The sequence below is a fragment of the Enterobacter asburiae genome (genome assembly GCF_001521715.1).
Taxonomy (GTDB): domain Bacteria; phylum Pseudomonadota; class Gammaproteobacteria; order Enterobacterales; family Enterobacteriaceae; genus Enterobacter; species Enterobacter asburiae.
Window position 1 is genome coordinate 4,505,799 of the sequence record NZ_CP011863.1, and the last position, 17,446, is coordinate 4,523,244.

Annotated in this window: 18 protein-coding genes and 2 pseudogenes; 12 read left to right on the forward strand and 8 right to left on the reverse strand. The window is 53.1% G+C overall.

What is annotated here, in order from left to right:
• Window positions 1-36 precede the first annotated feature (36 nt).
• Window positions 37-1,161, forward strand: a complete 1,125-nt coding sequence (gene nlpD, locus ACJ69_RS21935; RefSeq protein WP_029741538.1) for a murein hydrolase activator NlpD — start codon at window positions 37-39, stop codon at window positions 1,159-1,161.
• A gap of 59 nt (window positions 1,162-1,220) precedes the next feature.
• A pseudogene (gene rpoS / locus ACJ69_RS21940) lies at window positions 1,221-2,238 on the forward strand (RNA polymerase sigma factor RpoS).
• Between the two features lie 52 nt (window positions 2,239-2,290).
• On the opposite strand, the gene ACJ69_RS21945 reads toward rpoS, so the two are convergent.
• Window positions 2,291-2,668, reverse strand: a complete 378-nt coding sequence (locus ACJ69_RS21945) for a DUF4440 domain-containing protein (RefSeq protein ID WP_054829526.1) — start codon at window positions 2,666-2,668, stop codon at window positions 2,291-2,293.
• Window positions 2,665-3,867 (reverse strand): MFS transporter, encoded by a 1,203-nt coding sequence (locus ACJ69_RS21950; RefSeq protein ID WP_054829525.1) that lies wholly within the window; start codon window positions 3,865-3,867, stop codon window positions 2,665-2,667. Before ACJ69_RS21950 ends, ACJ69_RS21945 begins: the two co-directional genes overlap by 4 nt.
• A 108-nt stretch (window positions 3,868-3,975) precedes the next feature.
• On the opposite strand from ACJ69_RS21950, the gene ACJ69_RS21955 reads away from it, so the two are divergent.
• Window positions 3,976-4,863, forward strand: a complete 888-nt coding sequence (locus ACJ69_RS21955) for a LysR family transcriptional regulator (RefSeq protein WP_059347752.1) — start codon at window positions 3,976-3,978, stop codon at window positions 4,861-4,863.
• On the opposite strand, the gene ACJ69_RS21960 is transcribed toward ACJ69_RS21955, so the two are convergent.
• Window positions 4,860-5,267 (reverse strand): MarR family winged helix-turn-helix transcriptional regulator, encoded by a 408-nt coding sequence (locus ACJ69_RS21960; protein WP_054829542.1) that lies wholly within the window; start codon window positions 5,265-5,267, stop codon window positions 4,860-4,862. The genes ACJ69_RS21955 and ACJ69_RS21960 overlap by 4 nt on opposite strands.
• 171 nt (window positions 5,268-5,438) lie before the next feature.
• Here ACJ69_RS21960 and ACJ69_RS21965 point away from each other — a divergent pair, with 171 nt between their 5' ends.
• Genes ACJ69_RS21965 through ACJ69_RS21975 form a run of 3 tightly spaced genes read left to right on the forward strand, consistent with a single transcriptional unit; the run spans window position 5,439 to window position 7,690 of the window.
• A complete protein-coding gene (locus ACJ69_RS21965; protein WP_008499595.1) occupies window positions 5,439-6,041 on the forward strand; it encodes a non-oxidative hydroxyarylic acid decarboxylases subunit B in 603 nt (200 codons plus the stop codon).
• Window positions 6,031-7,458, forward strand: coding sequence for a non-oxidative hydroxyarylic acid decarboxylases subunit C (locus ACJ69_RS21970; RefSeq protein WP_047348031.1), 1,428 nt, complete (start codon window positions 6,031-6,033; stop codon window positions 7,456-7,458). The genes ACJ69_RS21965 and ACJ69_RS21970 overlap by 11 nt, the downstream gene beginning before the upstream one ends.
• A gap of 10 nt (window positions 7,459-7,468) precedes the next feature.
• Window positions 7,469-7,690: a non-oxidative hydroxyarylic acid decarboxylases subunit D gene (locus tag ACJ69_RS21975; protein WP_003862116.1), complete on the forward strand. Its 222-nt coding sequence runs from the start codon at window positions 7,469-7,471 to the stop codon at window positions 7,688-7,690.
• Between the two features lie 139 nt (window positions 7,691-7,829).
• On the opposite strand, the gene mutS is transcribed toward ACJ69_RS21975, so the two are convergent.
• The gene (mutS, locus tag ACJ69_RS21980; protein WP_059347753.1) at window positions 7,830-10,391 is read right to left on the reverse strand and encodes a DNA mismatch repair protein MutS; all 2,562 of its coding nucleotides are present in this window, start codon (window positions 10,389-10,391) and stop codon (window positions 7,830-7,832) included.
• A 217-nt stretch (window positions 10,392-10,608) separates the two neighbouring features.
• Here mutS and ACJ69_RS21985 point away from each other — a divergent pair, with 217 nt between their 5' ends.
• The gene (locus ACJ69_RS21985) at window positions 10,609-11,892 is read left to right on the forward strand and encodes a tyrosine-type recombinase/integrase (protein WP_049002598.1); all 1,284 of its coding nucleotides are present in this window, start codon (window positions 10,609-10,611) and stop codon (window positions 11,890-11,892) included.
• A gap of 500 nt (window positions 11,893-12,392) precedes the next feature.
• On the forward strand, window positions 12,393-13,298 hold the full coding sequence (locus ACJ69_RS21990) for a hypothetical protein (protein ID WP_054829524.1): 906 nt from the start codon (window positions 12,393-12,395) through the stop codon (window positions 13,296-13,298).
• A gap of 170 nt (window positions 13,299-13,468) precedes the next feature.
• Here ACJ69_RS21990 and ACJ69_RS21995 read toward each other — a convergent pair whose 3' ends face one another.
• The 4 genes and pseudogenes from ACJ69_RS21995 to ACJ69_RS24705 all read right to left on the reverse strand — a co-directional run bounded on the left by ACJ69_RS21995 (window position 13,469) and on the right by ACJ69_RS24705 (window position 15,174).
• A complete protein-coding gene (locus ACJ69_RS21995; RefSeq protein ID WP_049002600.1) occupies window positions 13,469-13,783 on the reverse strand; it encodes a hypothetical protein in 315 nt (104 codons plus the stop codon).
• 11 nt (window positions 13,784-13,794) lie between these two features.
• Entirely contained in the window at window positions 13,795-14,313 is a 519-nt protein-coding gene (locus ACJ69_RS22000) for a hypothetical protein (RefSeq protein ID WP_049002601.1), read from the reverse strand.
• Window positions 14,314-14,365: 52 nt separating this feature from the next.
• Window positions 14,366-14,892 (reverse strand): annotated as a pseudogene (locus ACJ69_RS22005) (hypothetical protein).
• A gap of 12 nt (window positions 14,893-14,904) precedes the next feature.
• Entirely contained in the window at window positions 14,905-15,174 is a 270-nt protein-coding gene (locus ACJ69_RS24705; protein WP_071886589.1) for a helix-turn-helix domain-containing protein, read from the reverse strand.
• A gap of 121 nt (window positions 15,175-15,295) precedes the next feature.
• On the opposite strand from ACJ69_RS24705, the gene ACJ69_RS22010 reads away from it, so the two are divergent.
• The 4 genes from ACJ69_RS22010 (at window position 15,296) to ACJ69_RS22025 (ending at window position 17,415) form a co-directional block, all read left to right on the forward strand.
• The gene (locus ACJ69_RS22010) at window positions 15,296-15,676 is read left to right on the forward strand and encodes a hypothetical protein (protein ID WP_049002602.1); all 381 of its coding nucleotides are present in this window, start codon (window positions 15,296-15,298) and stop codon (window positions 15,674-15,676) included.
• A gap of 289 nt (window positions 15,677-15,965) precedes the next feature.
• Complete coding sequence (locus tag ACJ69_RS22015; RefSeq protein ID WP_063857555.1) at window positions 15,966-16,385, forward strand: hypothetical protein; 420 nt, start codon at window positions 15,966-15,968, stop codon at window positions 16,383-16,385.
• A 22-nt stretch (window positions 16,386-16,407) separates the two neighbouring features.
• Window positions 16,408-16,896 carry a JAB domain-containing protein gene (locus ACJ69_RS22020; protein ID WP_049002604.1) on the forward strand — a complete coding sequence of 163 codons (489 nt, stop codon included), beginning with the start codon at window positions 16,408-16,410 and terminating at the stop codon, window positions 16,894-16,896.
• An 87-nt stretch (window positions 16,897-16,983) separates the two neighbouring features.
• Window positions 16,984-17,415 (forward strand): DUF2787 family protein, encoded by a 432-nt coding sequence (locus tag ACJ69_RS22025; RefSeq protein ID WP_032333279.1) that lies wholly within the window; start codon window positions 16,984-16,986, stop codon window positions 17,413-17,415.
• The last annotated feature ends 31 nt before the right edge of the window (window positions 17,416-17,446 follow it).

Consider the following 17,446-nt stretch of genomic DNA (forward strand, 5'->3'; position numbering starts at 1 on the left):
TAAGTCACTGGTAGTTAACACATTCCTGGGGGATAAATGAGCGCGGGAAGCCCTAAATTCACCATCAGCCGTGTTGCGGCATTATCACTGGTTTCGCTCTGGCTGGCAGGCTGTACAAGTTCTAACAACGCGCCTGCGCCCGTCAGTTCTGTCGGTGGAAACAGCGGCTCGGGTAACACGTCCAGCGGAATGTTGATCACTCCTCCGCCTAAAATGGGCACCTCTACGGCGCAACAAAATCCGCCAATCCAGCCGGTTCAGCGTCCAATGACGCAGCCGACACAGATTCAGCCAGTGGAACAGCCTGTTCAGACCCAAAATGGCCGCATAGTCTATAACCGTCAGTATGGGAACATTCCGAAAGGCAGCTATACCGGTGGCAGCACCTATACCGTGAAACGCGGCGATACGCTGTTCTATATTGCGTGGATCACCGGGAACGATTTCCGTGACCTCGCGCAGCGCAATAACGTCCAGGCCCCGTACGGTCTGGAAGTCGGGCAAACGCTCCAGGTGGGCAACGCAACGGGTACGCCGCTTACGCCTGGCAACACCGTTTCAGCGGCCGATGTGACGGCTCAAAATAACAGCGTTAAGCCTGCACAAAAATCCACCACGGTGGTTGCTTCACAACCTGTAATTACGTATTCTGAGGATTCAGGTGATCAGACTGCTAACAAAATGTTGCCGAATAATAAAGGGACTGCGACTGTTGTCACAGCACCGGTTACGGCACCTGTGGTTAGCTCTACTGAACCGACTGCCAGCAGTATGACCTCCAGTTCGCCAATCTCTGCATGGCGCTGGCCAACTGACGGCAAGGTTATCGAGAACTTCTCTTCCTCCGAGGGGGGAAATAAAGGGATCGATATCGCAGGGAGTAAAGGACAGGCTATCATCGCGACCGCAGACGGGCGCGTTGTGTATGCCGGTAACGCTCTGCGCGGTTACGGTAATCTTATTATCATCAAACATAACGATGATTACCTGAGTGCCTACGCCCATAACGACACAATGCTGGTCCGGGAACAACAAGAAGTTAAGGCGGGGCAAAAAATCGCTACCATGGGTAGCACCGGAACCAGTTCTACACGCTTGCATTTTGAAATTCGTTACAAGGGGAAATCCGTAAACCCGCTGCAGTATTTGCCGCAGCGATAATTTGACGGGGCATGCCAGCCAGGGTGTCTCGTTCAGGGATCACGGGTAGGAGCCACCTTATGAGTCAGAATACGCTGAAAGTTCATGATTTAAATGAAGACGCGGAATTTGATGAGAACGGAGTAGAGGCTTTTGACGAAAAAGCCTTAGTAGAAGAGGAACCCAGTGATAACGATTTGGCTGAAGAAGAGCTGTTATCGCAGGGCGCCACACAGCGTGTACTGGACGCGACTCAGCTTTACCTTGGGGAGATTGGTTACTCCCCACTGCTAACGGCCGAAGAAGAAGTCTATTTCGCACGTCGTGCTTTGCGTGGTGATGTTGCCTCGCGTCGTCGCATGATTGAAAGTAACCTGCGACTGGTCGTGAAAATTGCCCGCCGTTACGGCAATCGTGGTCTGGCTCTGCTGGATCTGATTGAAGAGGGCAACTTAGGTCTCATCCGCGCAGTTGAGAAGTTCGACCCGGAACGCGGGTTCCGTTTCTCAACCTACGCGACCTGGTGGATTCGTCAGACCATCGAACGGGCTATTATGAACCAGACCCGTACGATCCGCCTGCCGATTCACATCGTCAAAGAGTTGAACGTTTATCTGCGCACCGCGCGCGAGTTGTCCCATAAACTGGACCACGAGCCAAGCGCAGAAGAGATTGCCGAGCAACTCGATAAACCGGTTGATGACGTAAGCCGTATGCTGCGTCTCAACGAGCGCATTACCTCTGTTGACACCCCGCTGGGTGGCGACTCCGAAAAAGCGCTGCTGGACATTCTGGCCGATGAAGCTGCTGGACATTCTGGCCGATGAAAAAGACAACGGCCCGGAAGACACCACGCAGGACGATGACATGAAACAGAGCATCGTCAAATGGCTGTTCGAACTGAACGCCAAACAGCGTGAAGTGCTGGCACGTCGTTTCGGTTTACTGGGGTATGAAGCTGCGACACTGGAAGACGTCGGCCGTGAAATTGGCCTGACTCGTGAACGTGTTCGTCAGATTCAGGTTGAAGGTCTGCGCCGCCTGCGTGAAATCCTGCAGGGGCAAGGTCTGAACATCGAAGCGCTGTTCCGCGAATAAGCAACCTTTCGTCAAAAAAGGCCCGTCGTGAGACGGGCCTTTTTCTTTTGCGCTACGGCTTAGCCGTTTCGTGCAGCAGACGCCACGCTATCCGATCGCCTTCCTGATTGAGCACCGCGGTTGACCAGCGCACGTTGACGGGCAGGTCCGGCCGGGTTTGCGTCTCCCGGTAGTGGAGAACCGCGCCACGATCCCAGCGCTGGATCGTGGATAATTCGTCAATGACGATCTTCAGTCCTGAACGGCTTCCGCGCTGGTTTTCCAGAAAACTGGCAAGACCGATATAGTCGATCTGAACGCCGCCCGGTGGGATCATCAGAAAATCTGGGCTGAAGCGGGCGAGCAGAGCGTCGGAATCACCTTCACCTTTGCCTAACCAGTCTTCAAGCGCAATGTGGAGGTCGATAATGTCGTGTTCGAAAGGCGTCATGAATTCTCCTGTCGCAGCTGGGTGAGCACCTGCGTATTGTTAAGACGAAAAACGTACGGTACAGGCAGCAGGGTCATGCCTGCGGCAAAAATAAACATCCCGTGCCATGCGGCCAGCGGTGTCAGCCAGGCCTGCGCCAGGTTCAGCGCCTGCGCCAGCAGCAGGGCACCGGCAAAAAAGCTCAGCTGACGATTAAGATTCCACAGCGCGCTGGCATCCGGCATCTCTTCCCGGCGCGTCGTCAGAAAAGCGCTGCTCTGAGCCGTACTGCTGCACAGGCTTCCCCCCGCGCCCATTAAGGTAAACGCAACGGCAGGCAGCAGCGTAGCCGAACTGACGTTAATCAAAAGCAGAATACCCGTCGCCTGCAGCAGGCAGCCGATGACGATCAGCGGTCGGGGGCCGATGCGGTTAAAATAGCGTCCCGTTGCCGTGATGGCGATAAACGATGCCATGGACCACGGCAGCATGAGCATCCCCGTTGCGGCTGGGCTCATGTTCGCCACGTGCTGAAGATAAAACATGCCCGTGACGTTCACCCCAATAAACATGCCGGGTACGCAGATATAGACAAGCATGGAAAAACGCAAAAGCGGGTCCGCGAGCAACGACAGGTTTAGCAGTCTGGCCGCTTTCATCGCGGGCATCTCGTGTTTAAGCCACAGGCAGGCCAAAACAAAGGTCACGACAGCGACCGGTAGCGTGGCGAAAAATATCCATCGCCAGCTTAGCGTCTGCACCAGCAGGCCTCCGATAGCAGGGGAGCAGGCCGGGGCAAGCAGCGCGACCAGCATCACCGCCGAGGAGAGTCGGGCACGCTCGTGAGGCTTAAACTGTTGCCAGGTCAGTGCCTGTCCGACGGGGATCAGTAAGCCTCCTCCCACGCCCTGGAGTACTCGCCAGGCGATCAGACTTTCAAGCGTTCCAGATAGGCCCGCCGCTGCGGAGGCTGCGCTGAACAGAAAAAGCGAGAGCAGGATGACGCGCTTTGGCCCGATGCGGCGCGTGAGCACGCTGCTGAACGGGATCACCAGCGTCAGGCCGGCAATGTACCCGTTACTGACCCAGGCAAGGGCTGAAGGCGTGGTGTTAAAGGCGTGAGCCATTGCCGGGAAGGCAACGCTGGCAATAAACATATTGATTAAATCAAGAAAAAAGCCCAGCAGATAAACAGCGGCGACTTTGCTGCGATACGTCATGGTGGATCCTCCGGTGAGGTGGCGTATCGTATCGACCCCGGAAGCACGGATAAACCTGACAAAGCGCGATATACTGTCAAAAATATTTTGACAGTATAGGGCGTGATGATGATTAACCTGCAGCGGGCGCAGATGTTTGTCGCGGTGGCGGATACCGGCAGTTTCACTGCCGCAGCCGAGGCAATGGGGCTGACAAAAGCCGTGGTCAGCTTCAATATTCGTCAGCTAGAAGATGAGCTGGGCGTTACGCTGCTGCTGCGCTCCACCCGCCGTATGACGTTAACCGAGGCGGGCGCGCTATTTCATCAACGCAGCGTGGCGCTTCTGAAGGATGCGGAACGGCTGCAGGATGATGTCCGCGCGAATCATGCGGGGCTTACTGGCGAACTGCGGATCACGACTACGCCCGAGTATGGCTCACAGGTGGTGGTGCCGCTGCTGGCCAGGTTTAGCCAGCAGCACCCGGATCTTCGCGTGCGGCACGTTTCGTCGTCCCTGCACGCCGACCTTATCTCGGAGCGCTTTGACGTGGCCATCCGGCTGGGAACGCTTGCCGATTCGCGCAACCACGCCGCGCTGATTTCGCACTTCTCCATTATCCCCGTCGCGACGCCCGGGTGGTTGGTTAACCATCCGATCGAAACGCTTGCGCAGCTGGCCCACGCCGACTGGATTATTCACGAGCGCCTGGCCTCGCCGCTGCGCTGGCAGGTGAAGGATGCCAGCGGCGCGCCTGAAACGCTGGAAATAAAAAAAGCGCCGCGCCTGTTTGCCGACAGCGCTCAGGCCCTTATGGCTTTTGCGCTTGCAGGCGGAGGCGTGGCGTTACTGCCGGAATGGCTGGCGCGCGATGCGCTTGATGCGGGAAAACTGGTCCCGGTTTTACCGGGATATACCTTTGCGCGGCAGGGCATCTATGCGGTTTATCCCGATGCCCGGCATGTGTCAGCGAAGGTGCGCACGTTTATCGATTTTATGCGCACCAGCGTGAATTAATCGTGCATCATCTTTTTGATGAGCGCAGAGAACTGCTCGCGCTCGGCCTTGTTAAGACGTCCTAAAAACGCCTCATCCACCTCGTTGCCAACCGGTTTACAGCCAGCAATCAGGGCTTCACCTTCTGGCGTCAGGAAGACAAACCGGCGGCGCTTATCGGCCGGATCGTGCTCGCGCTTGACCAGCCCGCGCGCCTCCATGCGGCTGAGCATCTCCGCCAGGGTCGCTTTCGTACTGACCGCCACTTCGGTCAACGCCACCTGTTCAATACCCGGATGCTCGGCAATAGAGCGCATCACCGCATACTGTGGCTTGGTCAGTTCCGGTAAGGCATGTTGCCACTGCGCGGTATGCTGTTGAAAAAGCTGACGTAACAGGTGGAACGCCTCTTGTCTTAGTTCCATGAACACTCCGACGGAAAAAATCTCCCCCTATGATAGCCGCTATTGCTCTCAATTTTAACGCGGCATCTTTTAGCCATTCGTGTGATCGTATGCGAACAATCTTGTCAGGAAAATGATCCTGGAGTAGTTTATTTACAATGTTCGTGTACGAACAAATAATTGAGGTGATGAATGAGATTGATAGTAGGAATGACGGGGGCAACGGGCGCACCGCTGGGCGTGGCGCTGCTGCAGGCGCTGCGGGAAATGCCGGAGGTGGAGACGCATCTGGTCATGTCGAAGTGGGCAAAAACCACCATTGAGCTTGAAACGCCCTACACCGCGCAGGACGTTGCTGCGCTGGCTGACGTTGTCCACAGTCCGGCTGACCAGGCTGCCACTATCTCCTCCGGCTCGTTTCGCACCGACGGCATGATCGTCATTCCCTGCAGCATGAAAACGCTGGCGGGTATCCGCGCGGGCTACGCCGAAGGGCTGGTGGGACGTGCGGCGGACGTGGTGCTGAAAGAGGGGCGCAAGCTGGTGCTGGTGCCCCGTGAAACGCCGCTCAGCACCATTCATCTTGAGAACATGCTTGCCCTTTCCCGCATGGGCGTGGCGATGGTGCCGCCCATGCCTGCCTATTACAACCACCCGCAAACCGCCGATGACATTACCCAGCACATCGTCACCCGCGTGCTCGACCAGTTCGGTCTGGAGCATAAAAAGGCGCGCCGCTGGAACGGGCTGCGGGAGGCGAAACATTTTTCACAGGAGAATAAAGATGGCATTTGATGATTTGAGAAGCTTCCTGCAGGCGCTCGATGAGCAAGGGCAACTGCTGAAAATTGAGGAAGAGGTAAACGCCGAGCCCGATCTGGCTGCGGCAGCCAACGCGACCGGCCGCATTGGCGACGGCGCGCCCGCGCTGTGGTTCGACAACATTCGTGGCTTTACCGATGCCCGCGTGGTGATGAACACCATCGGCTCCTGGCAGAACCACGCCATTTCGATGGGGCTGCCTGCAAACACTCCGGTAAAAAAACAGATCGACGAGTTTATCCGCCGCTGGGATAAATTTCCCGTCACACCGGAGCGCCGCGCCAACCCGGCCTGGGCGCAGAATACGGTCGACGGGGAGGACATTAACCTGTTCGATATCCTGCCGCTGTTTCGCCTGAACGACGGTGACGGCGGTTTTTATCTCGATAAAGCGTGCGTTGTCTCGCGCGATCCGCTCGACCCGGACAACTTCGGCAAGCAGAACGTCGGGATCTACCGTATGGAAGTGAAGGGCAAGCGCAAGCTCGGCCTCCAGCCGGTTCCGATGCACGATATCGCCCTGCATCTGCACAAAGCGGAAGAGCGTGGTGAAGACCTGCCGATTGCGATTACGCTGGGCAACGACCCGATCATCACCCTGATGGGCGCCACGCCGCTGAAATACGATCAGTCCGAGTATGAAATGGCCGGCGCGCTGCGTGAAAGCCCGTACCCGATTGCCACCGCGCCGCTGACCGGCTTTGATGTGCCGTGGGGTTCTGAAGTGATCCTGGAAGGGGTGATTGAAGGCCGCAAGCGGGAAATCGAGGGGCCGTTTGGCGAGTTTACCGGACACTATTCCGGTGGCCGTAACATGACGGTTGTCCGTATCGACAAAGTTTCTTACCGCACCAAACCGATTTTTGAGTCGCTCTACCTCGGCATGCCGTGGACCGAGATTGACTATCTGATGGGACCGGCTACCTGCGTGCCGCTCTACCAGCAGCTTAAAGCGGAGTTTCCGGAAGTGCAGGCGGTGAATGCGATGTACACCCACGGTCTGCTGGCGATTATCTCTACCAAAAAACGCTACGGCGGTTTTGCCCGCGCGGTCGGTTTACGCGCCATGACCACGCCGCACGGTCTGGGCTACGTGAAGATGGTAATCATGGTGGATGAGGATGTCGATCCGTTCAACCTCCCGCAGGTAATGTGGGCGCTGTCGTCAAAAGTGAACCCGGCAGGGGATCTGGTGCAGCTGCCGAACATGTCGGTCCTTGAACTCGATCCCGGTTCCAGCCCGGCAGGCATTACCGACAAGCTGATTATCGATGCCACCACGCCTGTCGCGCCGGACACCCGGGGCCACTACAGCCAGCCGGTACAGGATCTGCCTGAAACCAAAGCCTGGGCTGAAAAACTGACCGCGATGCTGGCAGCACGTCAATAAGGAGGAAAAGATGATTTGTCCACGTTGTGCCGATGAGCATATTGAAGTGATGGCGACGTCGCCGGTAAAAGGGGTCTGGACCGTTTATCAGTGCCAGCATTGTTTGTATACCTGGCGCGATACCGAACCGCTGCGCCGCACCAGCCGCGAGCACTATCCGGAAGCGTTCCGTATGACGCAGAAGGATATTGATGAGGCACCGCAGGTGCCGACGATCCCGCCGCTGCTATAAAAAAAGCCCGATGGCGCTACGCTTACCGGGCGATAATATTGTGTGGTCTTTTGCCCGGTGGCGCTGCGCTTACCGGGCCTACGGGTTTTGTAGGTCGGGTAAGGCGAAGCCGCCACCCGACAAAACAGACCGCAGAAAACTAAACCAGACTCTTCAACCGATAAATCCACTCCAGCGCCTGACGCGGCGTCAGTGAATCCGGGTCGAGATTCTCCAGCGCTTCCACCGCAGGCGACGTCTCTTCCGCAGGAACCAGCAGCGACATCTGCGTACCATCAATCTGCGTCGCCGCCGCATTCGGTGACAGGCTTTCCAGTTCACGCAGTTTCTGACGCGCGCGCTTGATCACCTCTTTCGGTACGCCTGCCAGCGCCGCGACGGCCAGGCCATAGCTCTTGCTCGCCGCGCCATCCTGCACCGTGTGCATGAAGGCAATAGTATCGCCGTGCTCCAGCGCGTCCAGATGAACGTTCGCAACCCCTTCCATTTTCTCCGGCAGCTGCGTCAGTTCGAAATAATGGGTGGCAAAAAGCGTCATGGCCTTGATTTTATTCGCAAGGTTTTCCGCACAGGCCCATGCCAGGGACAGACCATCATAGGTTGACGTTCCGCGTCCGACTTCGTCCATCAGCACCAGGCTGTGCTCCGTCGCGTTATGCAGAATGTTTGCCGTTTCGGTCATCTCGACCATGAAGGTTGAGCGTCCGCTCGCCAGATCGTCCGCTGCCCCAACGCGGGTAAAGATGCGGTCGATGGGGCCAATCTCCACGTTTTGCGCCGGAACGTAGCTGCCGATATACGCGAGCAGGGCAATCAGCGCCGTCTGACGCATATAGGTACTCTTACCGCCCATGTTCGGACCGGTAATGATCAACATTCTTCTCTGCGGTGACAGGCTCAGCGGGTTGGCGATGAACGGTTCGTTGAGCACCTGCTCTACCACCGGGTGACGGCCTTCAGTGATGCGAATGCCAGGCTTATCGGTAAAGGTCGGGCAGGTATAGTTCAGCGTTTCAGCGCGTTCTGCCAGATTGACCAGCACGTCCAGCTCCGCCAGCGCGCTGGCGCTCTGCTGCAGGTCGCCCAGGTGCGGCATCAGCATGTCGAACAGCTCGTCATACAGCTGTTTTTCCAGCGCCAGCGCCTTGCCTTTCGAGGTGAGGACTTTGTCTTCGTACTCTTTCAGTTCAGGAATGATGTAGCGTTCGGCGTTTTTCAACGTCTGGCGACGCACGTAGTGGATCGGCGCCAGGTGGCTTTGCCCGCGGCTAATCTGAATGTAGTAACCGTGTACCGCGTTATACCCCACTTTCAGGGTGTCGAGCCCAAGACGTTCGCGCTCGCGGATTTCCAGCTTATCGAGGTAGTCCGTCGCACCGTCGGCCAGCGCGCGCCATTCGTCCAGCTCTTCGTTGTAGCCTGGGGCAATCACGCCGCCATCACGCACCAGAACCGGAGGCGCATCGATAATGGCGCGCTCCAGCAGTTCGCGAAGCTCGGTAAATTCGCCCATGGTTTCGCGGAGTTTCTGTACCGGCGCGCTGTCAACGTCACTCAGCTGCGCGCGCAGTTCCGGCAGCTGCTGGAATGCATGACGCATCCGCGCGAGGTCGCGTGGTCGCGCTGTTCGCAGTGCCAGGCGCGCAAGGATACGCTCCAGATCGCCCACCTGGCGCAGAACCGGCTGCAGTTCGGTATAGCGATCCTGCAGCGCGGCAATCGTCTGCTGACGGCAAACCAGCGTCTCGGTATTGCGGATCGGCATATGCAGCCAGCGTTTCAGCATGCGGCTGCCCATTGGCGTAACCGTACTGTCGAGGACCGACGCGAGCGTATTTTCTACGCCACCCGCCAGGTTCTGCGTGATCTCCAGATTACGGCGCGTGGCAGCATCCATGATGATGCTGTCCTGCTGGCGCTCCATGGTGATAGAGCGGATATGCGGCAGGGCGGTGCGCTGGGTATCTTTCACGTACTGCAGGAGGCAACCTGCCGCACATAGCCCGCGCGGTGCGTTTTCAACGCCAAAGCCAATCAGATCGCGGGTGCCAAACTGCAGATTCAGCTGCTGGCGCGCGGTATCAATTTCGAATTCCCACAGCGGACGACGGCGTAACCCGCGACGACCTTCAATCAGCGCCATTTCGGCGAAATCTTCGGCATAGAGCAATTCTGCCGGGTTGGTGCGCTGCAGTTCGGCAGCCATCGTTTCACGGTCAGCCGGTTCACTCAGACGAAAACGTCCGGAGCTAATATCCAGCGTCGCGTAGCCAAACCCTTTACCGTCCTGCCACAGCGCTGCCAGCAGGTTATCCTGGCGCTCCTGTAACAGGGCTTCATCACTGATGGTGCCAGGCGTGACGATGCGCACGACTTTGCGTTCCACGGGGCCTTTTGAGGTCGCCGGATCGCCGATCTGTTCGCAGATTGCAACGGACTCGCCCTGATTCACCAGCTTCGCCAGGTAGTTTTCTACCGCGTGGTGCGGGATACCTGCCATAGGAATGGGTTCGCCTGCCGATGCGCCACGTTTGGTCAGCGAGATGTCGAGCAGCTGCGATGCACGCTTAGCATCGTCATAAAATAGCTCGTAAAAATCGCCCATACGGTAAAACAGCAGGATTTCCGGATGCTGTGCTTTCAGCTTCAGATACTGCTGCATCATTGGGGTGTGAGAGTCTAAGTTTTCTATTGTACTCATCGGTTTGTGATGTCCATTTTCTTAATTTTTAATGAGTTAGTGATTTTTATGGTTATCATTAGGCTTCACGGTGTCTCATCGAATATCATGAAATCCTACATTTAAATGTAGGTTAAAGTGTAGCTTGCCAACCTATGGCTTGGTAAAATATGGGCACATACAGCGCAACCTACATTTATGTTCATGACTGCATAAGGTGCATGATAACGGAGTCTTTATGGTAGGAAAACAAGAGGGAAAGCCACTTTCGTTTAAAGCGGTAGAAATGATGAAGCCTGGAGACAAAGATAAGGCTGATGTAGGCGAAAATCGTGGCTTACGTGTCTCCTGCGGTGCAACTGGGGTTAAGTCTTTTTTCTACCGTTACACAAGTCCTCTGACTGGCAAGCTTGCTCAGGTTAAAATTGGTAACTTCCCGCAGACTTCTCTCGCCGCTGCACGTCTTAAACTTCACGAATTAAAGCTTCTCCGACAGGAAGGTCGGTGTCCTGCGTCAGAGCTTAAGCAAGATAAGCTCCAGCGTGCGATTGAAGCTGAACAGGCTAAGATCCCTGAATTGACCGTACAGGGATTAGTTGAACTGTATCTTACTGAACGTATTGAGGATCGTAAAACGAAGGACGGGAAGGTCATTCTAGGTGCCAGAAAGCCGAAAGGACAGGCTGAGGTTCGTCGTACTCTCTATGGTGACGCTGTTAAAAGCTTAGGAACCCGGAATGCGGCTGATATTACGCGCCAGGATATCATTAATTTAATCAATGGCATTATAGCTCGAGGTGCAACCGTACAGGCAGGGAATGTACTGAGGGAGCTTTCACTCGCATATGAATTTGCAATTGGCCTTGGGCGCTTTGATGACAGTTTTGCGAATCCAGCGTTGCTAGCAAAATCCAGCTTACGACAGACAAGAATCAAGCTCACAAATGGACGTGGAACACGAGTACTGAGCGAGGACGAGCTCGTTAAATTTCTTAAATGGCTTCCGGGCTCTGCTTATACGCCAACGATCAAAAACGTGTTACGTCTGACTCTCTGGACCGGGTGTCGTACCGGTGAAGTCTGCAATATGGCATGGAAGGATGTTGATCTTGAAAAAGGCACCATTCATCTAAGAGAAACCAAAACAGGCATTGAGCGCTATGTGCAATTGTCCACTCAAGCCATCAACTTTTTGAAGGTTCTGCGGCTTAACTCTGATACCTATCTTTTCCCTTCTTCTCGCACAAAATTACCTATACAGCAGAAATATCTTACCGAGAATGCTTGGCGTATGCGTGAGCAGGGGCAAATGCTGGATATACCGAGTTGGACGCCTCACGATCTAAGACGGACGGTACGGACAGGGTTATCACGATTACAATGTCCCAATGAAGTAGCAGAGGCCGTTCTTGGGCATACAAAAGGCGGGGTAGAAGGTATTTATAATCTATATAAATATGACGCTGAGTGTGAAAAATGGTTGCAGATATGGGCTGATTATTTAGATAGTCTTCTGGATTGATTGGGTCGCGGTAGTTGTGACATTTCTGCTGACGTAGTGGCGGAATCGCCAATGGTTTAACTGCAATCCTGCGTGACCAATGCAGTGGTACCAGAACAGGTTATTAAGACACTTGAAATAGTTATTTCTGTAGCATCACTTGCTGATAATATAGTATTCGCGATTAGCCAATGTGTTGCATCCATAGGTTGAACTTACAGGATGAAGCAGACATAGTTAGGCTTGCCCATAGTGTGCAAAAATAAGCTGCCTCTGCTTATTTTTTTCACTTTACCATGTATGCGAACAGTAACTACAGCAAATTTAAAATGAACTATCAGTATTCTTTTGCTGGATAACATGCGTACGTGATACCCTAAAAATAAGGACTAGACAAATGCAAACAAATGTATGATCTTAAGTAGTCATTTACAGCATGACCAAACTGGTTGAAAGGTTAAGCGTAAATGTGGGGCGTTAAAATATTAGCCGTTAAAAAAATACATTTACGGATGCACAAAATGAAATTTAAAAATAAAGTATATGAAGATTTGGTTAAGGATTTAATTAATGATGCCTTTTATATCGAGTCCAGATCAAATAGAGGTAAGATTTCTACAGTTAGACAATATTCAGAAGTTGTCATACGGAAATTACTAGACATTCCTCAAGGTACGCAAGTTACGCTTGGTGATTTTGAGGTCATCAAGGCGTTAAAGGTTGCAAGTTCAAATGATAAGCTTTTAATGAAAGCCGTAAGAAAACTGCAGAAACTCGGAAATAAATGCACTCATACGGAAAACCTATCACCTATTTCTGATTGTGATGTAGACTCTGCAATAAACGCATTGTTTAATTTATATGCTGGCTTGTTTGTATTGTACTTCAAAAAATATAAATTTGGTTCCAGTAATGAAGTTGTAAGAGCCTTTTCTATACTTCCTCCGATTATTAGATGTATTGTTCTCGAAAATCTATATGAAAATGACAAGAGCAATCTGTTGGTTATTGATAAGTTATGTCTAGTACTGCTTAAAGCGTATGACAAAAATGATGCTTTGAATTGGCTAAATCAAAGAAAATGTGAGTTATCTAGCACGTTACCATATACACCTGAAGCTATTGCTGATATTGAAGCTGTTCATGGAAAACTACAGGCGGAGTTAGTTGTAGCAAATGCTCCTGCTAATATGTACATTTGTTGCTTGGAACGTATAGAAGAAGTATCCTCAATTCTTGAGCAGCAAGGGTTGCTTTACAATAACTTTGAGCAAGCAAAACAACTTTATTTAGATGTTGGAGTTCTCGATCAGGACAGTTCTGAGAATACGGAGTTCAATGACATAATGGAGTTTGTTTACCTTGGGCGAAAAGTAGAAGAAAACGATAAGCTTAAAAATAAGCATTTATACAATGTTACGTTTTAAAATAAAAATGGTTTACAAGGCATTCATCGGAATAACCGATGAATGCGGCCTTCTAATGTTAACTCTTCGCTCATAGCCGACGGTTTGAAATAATCGAGTCCTGCAGGAGGACACATTGCCAGATAAATTAATGCAGATTGGTCTTGCCAGCTTAAGTTAGGCTTGGTTGCTCACCCCTTTTTTCTGACAAGCATGTCAATCATCACGGGATAAATCCGGTCGCATTTGGTCCCGCGATTCTTTACCGCAAAACCCCAGCCCTCATCCATAGCCGCAGCAACTTCTGTCGTTGAGGCTATGGGCCAGTCGCTCACAGTATTGTAGACTTTACTGATAGCCTTGTTCTTCTCAATGCCGGTACGCTGTTGCTGGCACATTCTGACCATTACTTCTGCGGGCTGAGCGGGCTGACTTGCTGGGTAAGTTGCCAGCGCCTGGACGGATGCTGTTGTGATGAGCAGTGCGGTAATAATACGCTTCTTCATTGTGTTACCCCTCACTTAATCGGAATACTCTGGACCGGACTGTTGTCCCATGTCATCGGTCGGTCTTCTGGAATTTCCGGAGCACTGTTAGTGGCCGGTTTGTCAAAAACAGGTTTTGCGCTGGCGGGAAGATCATCCGGTGAAATAACACGGGTTTTCACACCCAGCTTCCCACCAACAACGGCGTTCATCTGGTCGCACAGGGTTTTTATCTGGAGCCGGATACCGCTCTGGTTTATTCCTTTGCTTTTGAATTGCTGCTCAAGAATAAAGCGGTCCTGAAGGGAATGGTAATAGTTAATATTGTCCTTCGTTAATGTCATGATATTGCCGGTATTATCCTGATAGCGATTGCTGCGGATAAGTTTGTCCAGTGCGGTTAAGGACTCATCGCCAGTGTAACCATACTGGTGGCAGGTATTCAGGGTGGCATAAGCCTCATACAGCCCTTGCAAATTTTCTGCGGGGAGTGTTTTTGCCCCGGCACAACCTGAAAATGCCAGAAGCAACATGGCAGTGGTTTTCTTCATCTTCGGTGGTCTCCTTTCATTGACGTTTCATCATCCGTCATGCGCGTTACAGTTAACGGATGCGGATATTTCTGGTGATTTTTCCATGTGTTAGAGGACTGCGTTTTTCCACAAAGAAATACGCGACATTGAACGCGGATTTGCGATGGTTGCCCCGGCCCAGAGAAGGCCAGCTCCTGAAGGACTCAATTTATTTTTCGGTATAGGGCGTGTCAGAAAAATCGAACAGTACCAGCAGGGCTTTGCCGTCATACTTCATCAGTTTCTTCACCTCCGTGCTGTTGACGGAGGCTGACAGTGTTGAACGGGCAGCTCCCGGCTCACGGACGGCGAACTCTACAGCCACATCGTCAATGACGAAATCAATGTAGCCATGCCCGGACAAACTGCCCGGTAGTTTTCCCCTAACCTCAGGTGAGAGGCTGTCAGCAAACCCGCCCAGTAGGTAGCAACGCACCAGTGGTAATAGCTCCCGCTCATTGCATTCGTTAAGGCGCAGGGGTTGACAAACGCTTTCCGGTAAAGGGAACTAAAAAGGTACTCAAAGCATTCCGTTACTTCGGTAATAGTGGTCGCCACTCTACGCTCCCTTCAGCTTTCCTTTTTGACAGACCTGCCTGCGTAGCGCTCAGGCCAGATGGTTTCGGGCGTGGTATCCAGTGCCTCAGCAATAATCTTTTCTGCCCGGGGATAGTGACGCTCAAAAGCGTTACTCAGCGTCCTTGAGGCCAGCCCGTGGTGCCGGGAGAGAGCAGACAGGGAAAGTCCCCGCTTGTGCAGGGCGGCGACAATATCTGCCCGGTGCCAGTTAACAGCACTTCCCTTACTTCGCTTTTTTTGCGAATCTGTTGAGTTACTCAATGTATTCACTCCGGGTTGTTAGTACTGGAGATATTAAAAGCGAACAAAAGGAAGTTATCAAGTTCCTTTTGTGGTTATTTGCGCTCATTTAACTAACGCTTTGATAAGAGGTGAAATTTTTATGGGCAGTGAACAGATGACTGACCCCTGCGTTAACGGAATGGCGGAGAGTGGGGAGTGGCTTACAGCAGAGCAGTTTGCCGGAATGGAAGGAATGCCGGGCACAGCGAAAGGGGCGCGATTACGTCTGGAAAAGCTCACTGCCCTTCATCCGGAAATCCGCCGCAAACGCACCAGTGGGAAGGGGTTTCTGTACCATATCAGCGCGGCAGGGATGGCGCTGAAAAGTGAGCGGGATGCGGCAGATACCTCAGCAGATGAGCAGCTCAACCTCTGGATACAGCTGTTTCGCACAATGAAACCGGCCTCCAGGGATAAACTTTTGCAGCAGGCTCTGGCTCAGGTTGCGAGGGACCTGACTGAAGGGGACGTTAACCAGTAACAAGTGATAGATATCCTGGTTGCGCTAGATAAGTGATAATAGGAATTATTTGCGATAACTATTTGATTTTGCTATAATTAATATAGTGGCAGTCATTACGTACTCAGCCACTGTATTAATCCATCCGGGCTTGTTCACAGCCATCACTTTTCCTGGAATAGCAACAATGACACTTCCCCGAGACGTTCATGCGTCCCGTCAGGGCCAGCATGACTATTTGTGTGGCATCTACAGTCTGATTAACACCCTCAGTTACCTTTATGACGGTAGAGTACGGCGGGAAAAATTAATGTACAGTCTGCTAAGCAGCTATAAGCGACGATGGGATTTATTTGATCTCCTGACGCTCGGCCTGGACGAAGAGCAAATGGACCACCTGATTGGTGATGTTCTCCTGAAAGGGTACTACGCCCGGCATTATCCCCTGAATTTTCATACCCCCTTCCGTTACCGCTCCCTGCGCAGCCGACAGATACTCAGCGACATCAGCGACTGGCTGGCGTTGCCGGAGAACCAGGCTCAGCGCGTGGTGATTCTGGGCACATCCTGGCACTGGTCTGTGGTAGTCCGTACCGATGCCACCCGGCTGTTCCTGTTTGACAGCTTGGGAATACGCAGCCAGCGCAGGGATACGTTCTCCGTACAGCCGGAGCTGAAGCGCCACACGCTGCTGCCGGACGCCATCTATTTCGTCGAACGTGAGTTCTGACCCCTGCAGAAGGAGACTGACCATGGCTTTTACCGCCTGCGACCAGAGCGGTCTTTACCGGACCACCGGACCGGTGTCCCGCGAGGATATTATCTGCTTTGCCCATACGCTGCTCTCCCGCTGGTTTCGCAATCGCCGAAAAATTACGTCCTCTGATGATGTTCACCAGTGGCTGGCGCTGAAGCTGGCAGAGGACACCCGGGAGAGCTTCGGAATGATACTGCTCTCGCAGCAGCACCATCTTCTGGGCTACCACACCCTGTTCACCGGGACGCTGAACCAGACCATGGTGTACCCCCGCGAAATTGTCGCTCTGGCACTGACGCATCATGCAGCCGCAGTGATACTGGTCCATAACCACCCAAGCGGTGAGCCTGAGCCGAGCCACGCCGATAAACACATTACCCAAAAAATTACCGATGCGCTTTCACTCCTTGATATCCGCGTCGTGGACCACCTTATTGTGGGTGGTGATGATGCATACTCTTTTGCAGAGCATGGCCTGCTTTGAGTTACCTGGTTTAATACACATTAACCACGGTAATCCACGTTCGCCTTATCCCTTCATTTTTAAACTGTAAATACTGAGGTTTTACCCATGAACATCAATGCCGTTATTCAACCGGCAGGCTTTGTGCTGCCTGTCAGTCTGCAGCTGTTCGACATGTTGATGGCAGAGGCGGGCGAAATACCTGCCAGTAAACATCGCGTCACCGCCGTTACGCTCAACTTCCGGGACCCGGACTACAGCGTGGAGCGGGGCGGTTATCACCCGGTGGAAATCCGGCTAGTTCACCAGGGGGACGAGTGGTGTCTGGACTACGCCACCGATTTTGGCTATGTCGGCAACGTTTATCCCGAGCTTGAGAAAATCATCGATATCAGCTGGTCGCAGGGCTATGTCTGGCACTGCCGTACAGGGGATTTGTCCCCGTCTGAGGCCCGGGCGCTATACACCCTGTGGGAGCGCAACTTCCTGAGCTATCACGCCAGCGGGGTCTACACCACCCGCGTGATGTGGGAAAGCTGAACTGAAGATAATAAAGCCCTGCCGGAGGCGT

Bases quoted from the DNA above. Each gene is read 5' to 3' on its own strand.
- ACJ69_RS21970 (WP_047348031.1), top strand. From the start codon at position 6,031: ATGGCATTTGATGATTTGAGAAGCTTCCTGCAGGCGCTCGATGAGCAA.
- ACJ69_RS22010 (WP_049002602.1), top strand. From the start codon at position 15,296: ATGGGCAGTGAACAGATGACTGACCCCTGCGTTAACGGAATGGCGGAG.
- mutS (WP_059347753.1), bottom strand. From the start codon at position 10,391: ATGAGTACAATAGAAAACTTAGACTCTCACACCCCAATGATGCAGCAG.
- ACJ69_RS22015 (WP_063857555.1), top strand. From the start codon at position 15,966: ATGTACAGTCTGCTAAGCAGCTATAAGCGACGATGGGATTTATTTGAT.
- ACJ69_RS22000 (WP_049002601.1), bottom strand. From the start codon at position 14,313: ATGAAGAAAACCACTGCCATGTTGCTTCTGGCATTTTCAGGTTGTGCC.
- ACJ69_RS21965 (WP_008499595.1), top strand. From the start codon at position 5,439: ATGAGATTGATAGTAGGAATGACGGGGGCAACGGGCGCACCGCTGGGC.
- ACJ69_RS21950 (WP_054829525.1), bottom strand. From the start codon at position 3,867: ATGACGTATCGCAGCAAAGTCGCCGCTGTTTATCTGCTGGGCTTTTTT.
- ACJ69_RS21975 (WP_003862116.1), top strand. From the start codon at position 7,469: ATGATTTGTCCACGTTGTGCCGATGAGCATATTGAAGTGATGGCGACG.
- nlpD (WP_029741538.1), top strand. From the start codon at position 37: ATGAGCGCGGGAAGCCCTAAATTCACCATCAGCCGTGTTGCGGCATTA.
- ACJ69_RS21945 (WP_054829526.1), bottom strand. From the start codon at position 2,668: ATGACGCCTTTCGAACACGACATTATCGACCTCCACATTGCGCTTGAA.
- ACJ69_RS21990 (WP_054829524.1), top strand. From the start codon at position 12,393: ATGAAATTTAAAAATAAAGTATATGAAGATTTGGTTAAGGATTTAATT.
- ACJ69_RS21960 (WP_054829542.1), bottom strand. From the start codon at position 5,267: ATGGAACTAAGACAAGAGGCGTTCCACCTGTTACGTCAGCTTTTTCAA.
- ACJ69_RS21955 (WP_059347752.1), top strand. From the start codon at position 3,976: ATGATTAACCTGCAGCGGGCGCAGATGTTTGTCGCGGTGGCGGATACC.
- ACJ69_RS21985 (WP_049002598.1), top strand. From the start codon at position 10,609: ATGGTAGGAAAACAAGAGGGAAAGCCACTTTCGTTTAAAGCGGTAGAA.
- ACJ69_RS22020 (WP_049002604.1), top strand. From the start codon at position 16,408: ATGGCTTTTACCGCCTGCGACCAGAGCGGTCTTTACCGGACCACCGGA.
- ACJ69_RS21995 (WP_049002600.1), bottom strand. From the start codon at position 13,783: ATGAAGAAGCGTATTATTACCGCACTGCTCATCACAACAGCATCCGTC.
- ACJ69_RS22025 (WP_032333279.1), top strand. From the start codon at position 16,984: ATGAACATCAATGCCGTTATTCAACCGGCAGGCTTTGTGCTGCCTGTC.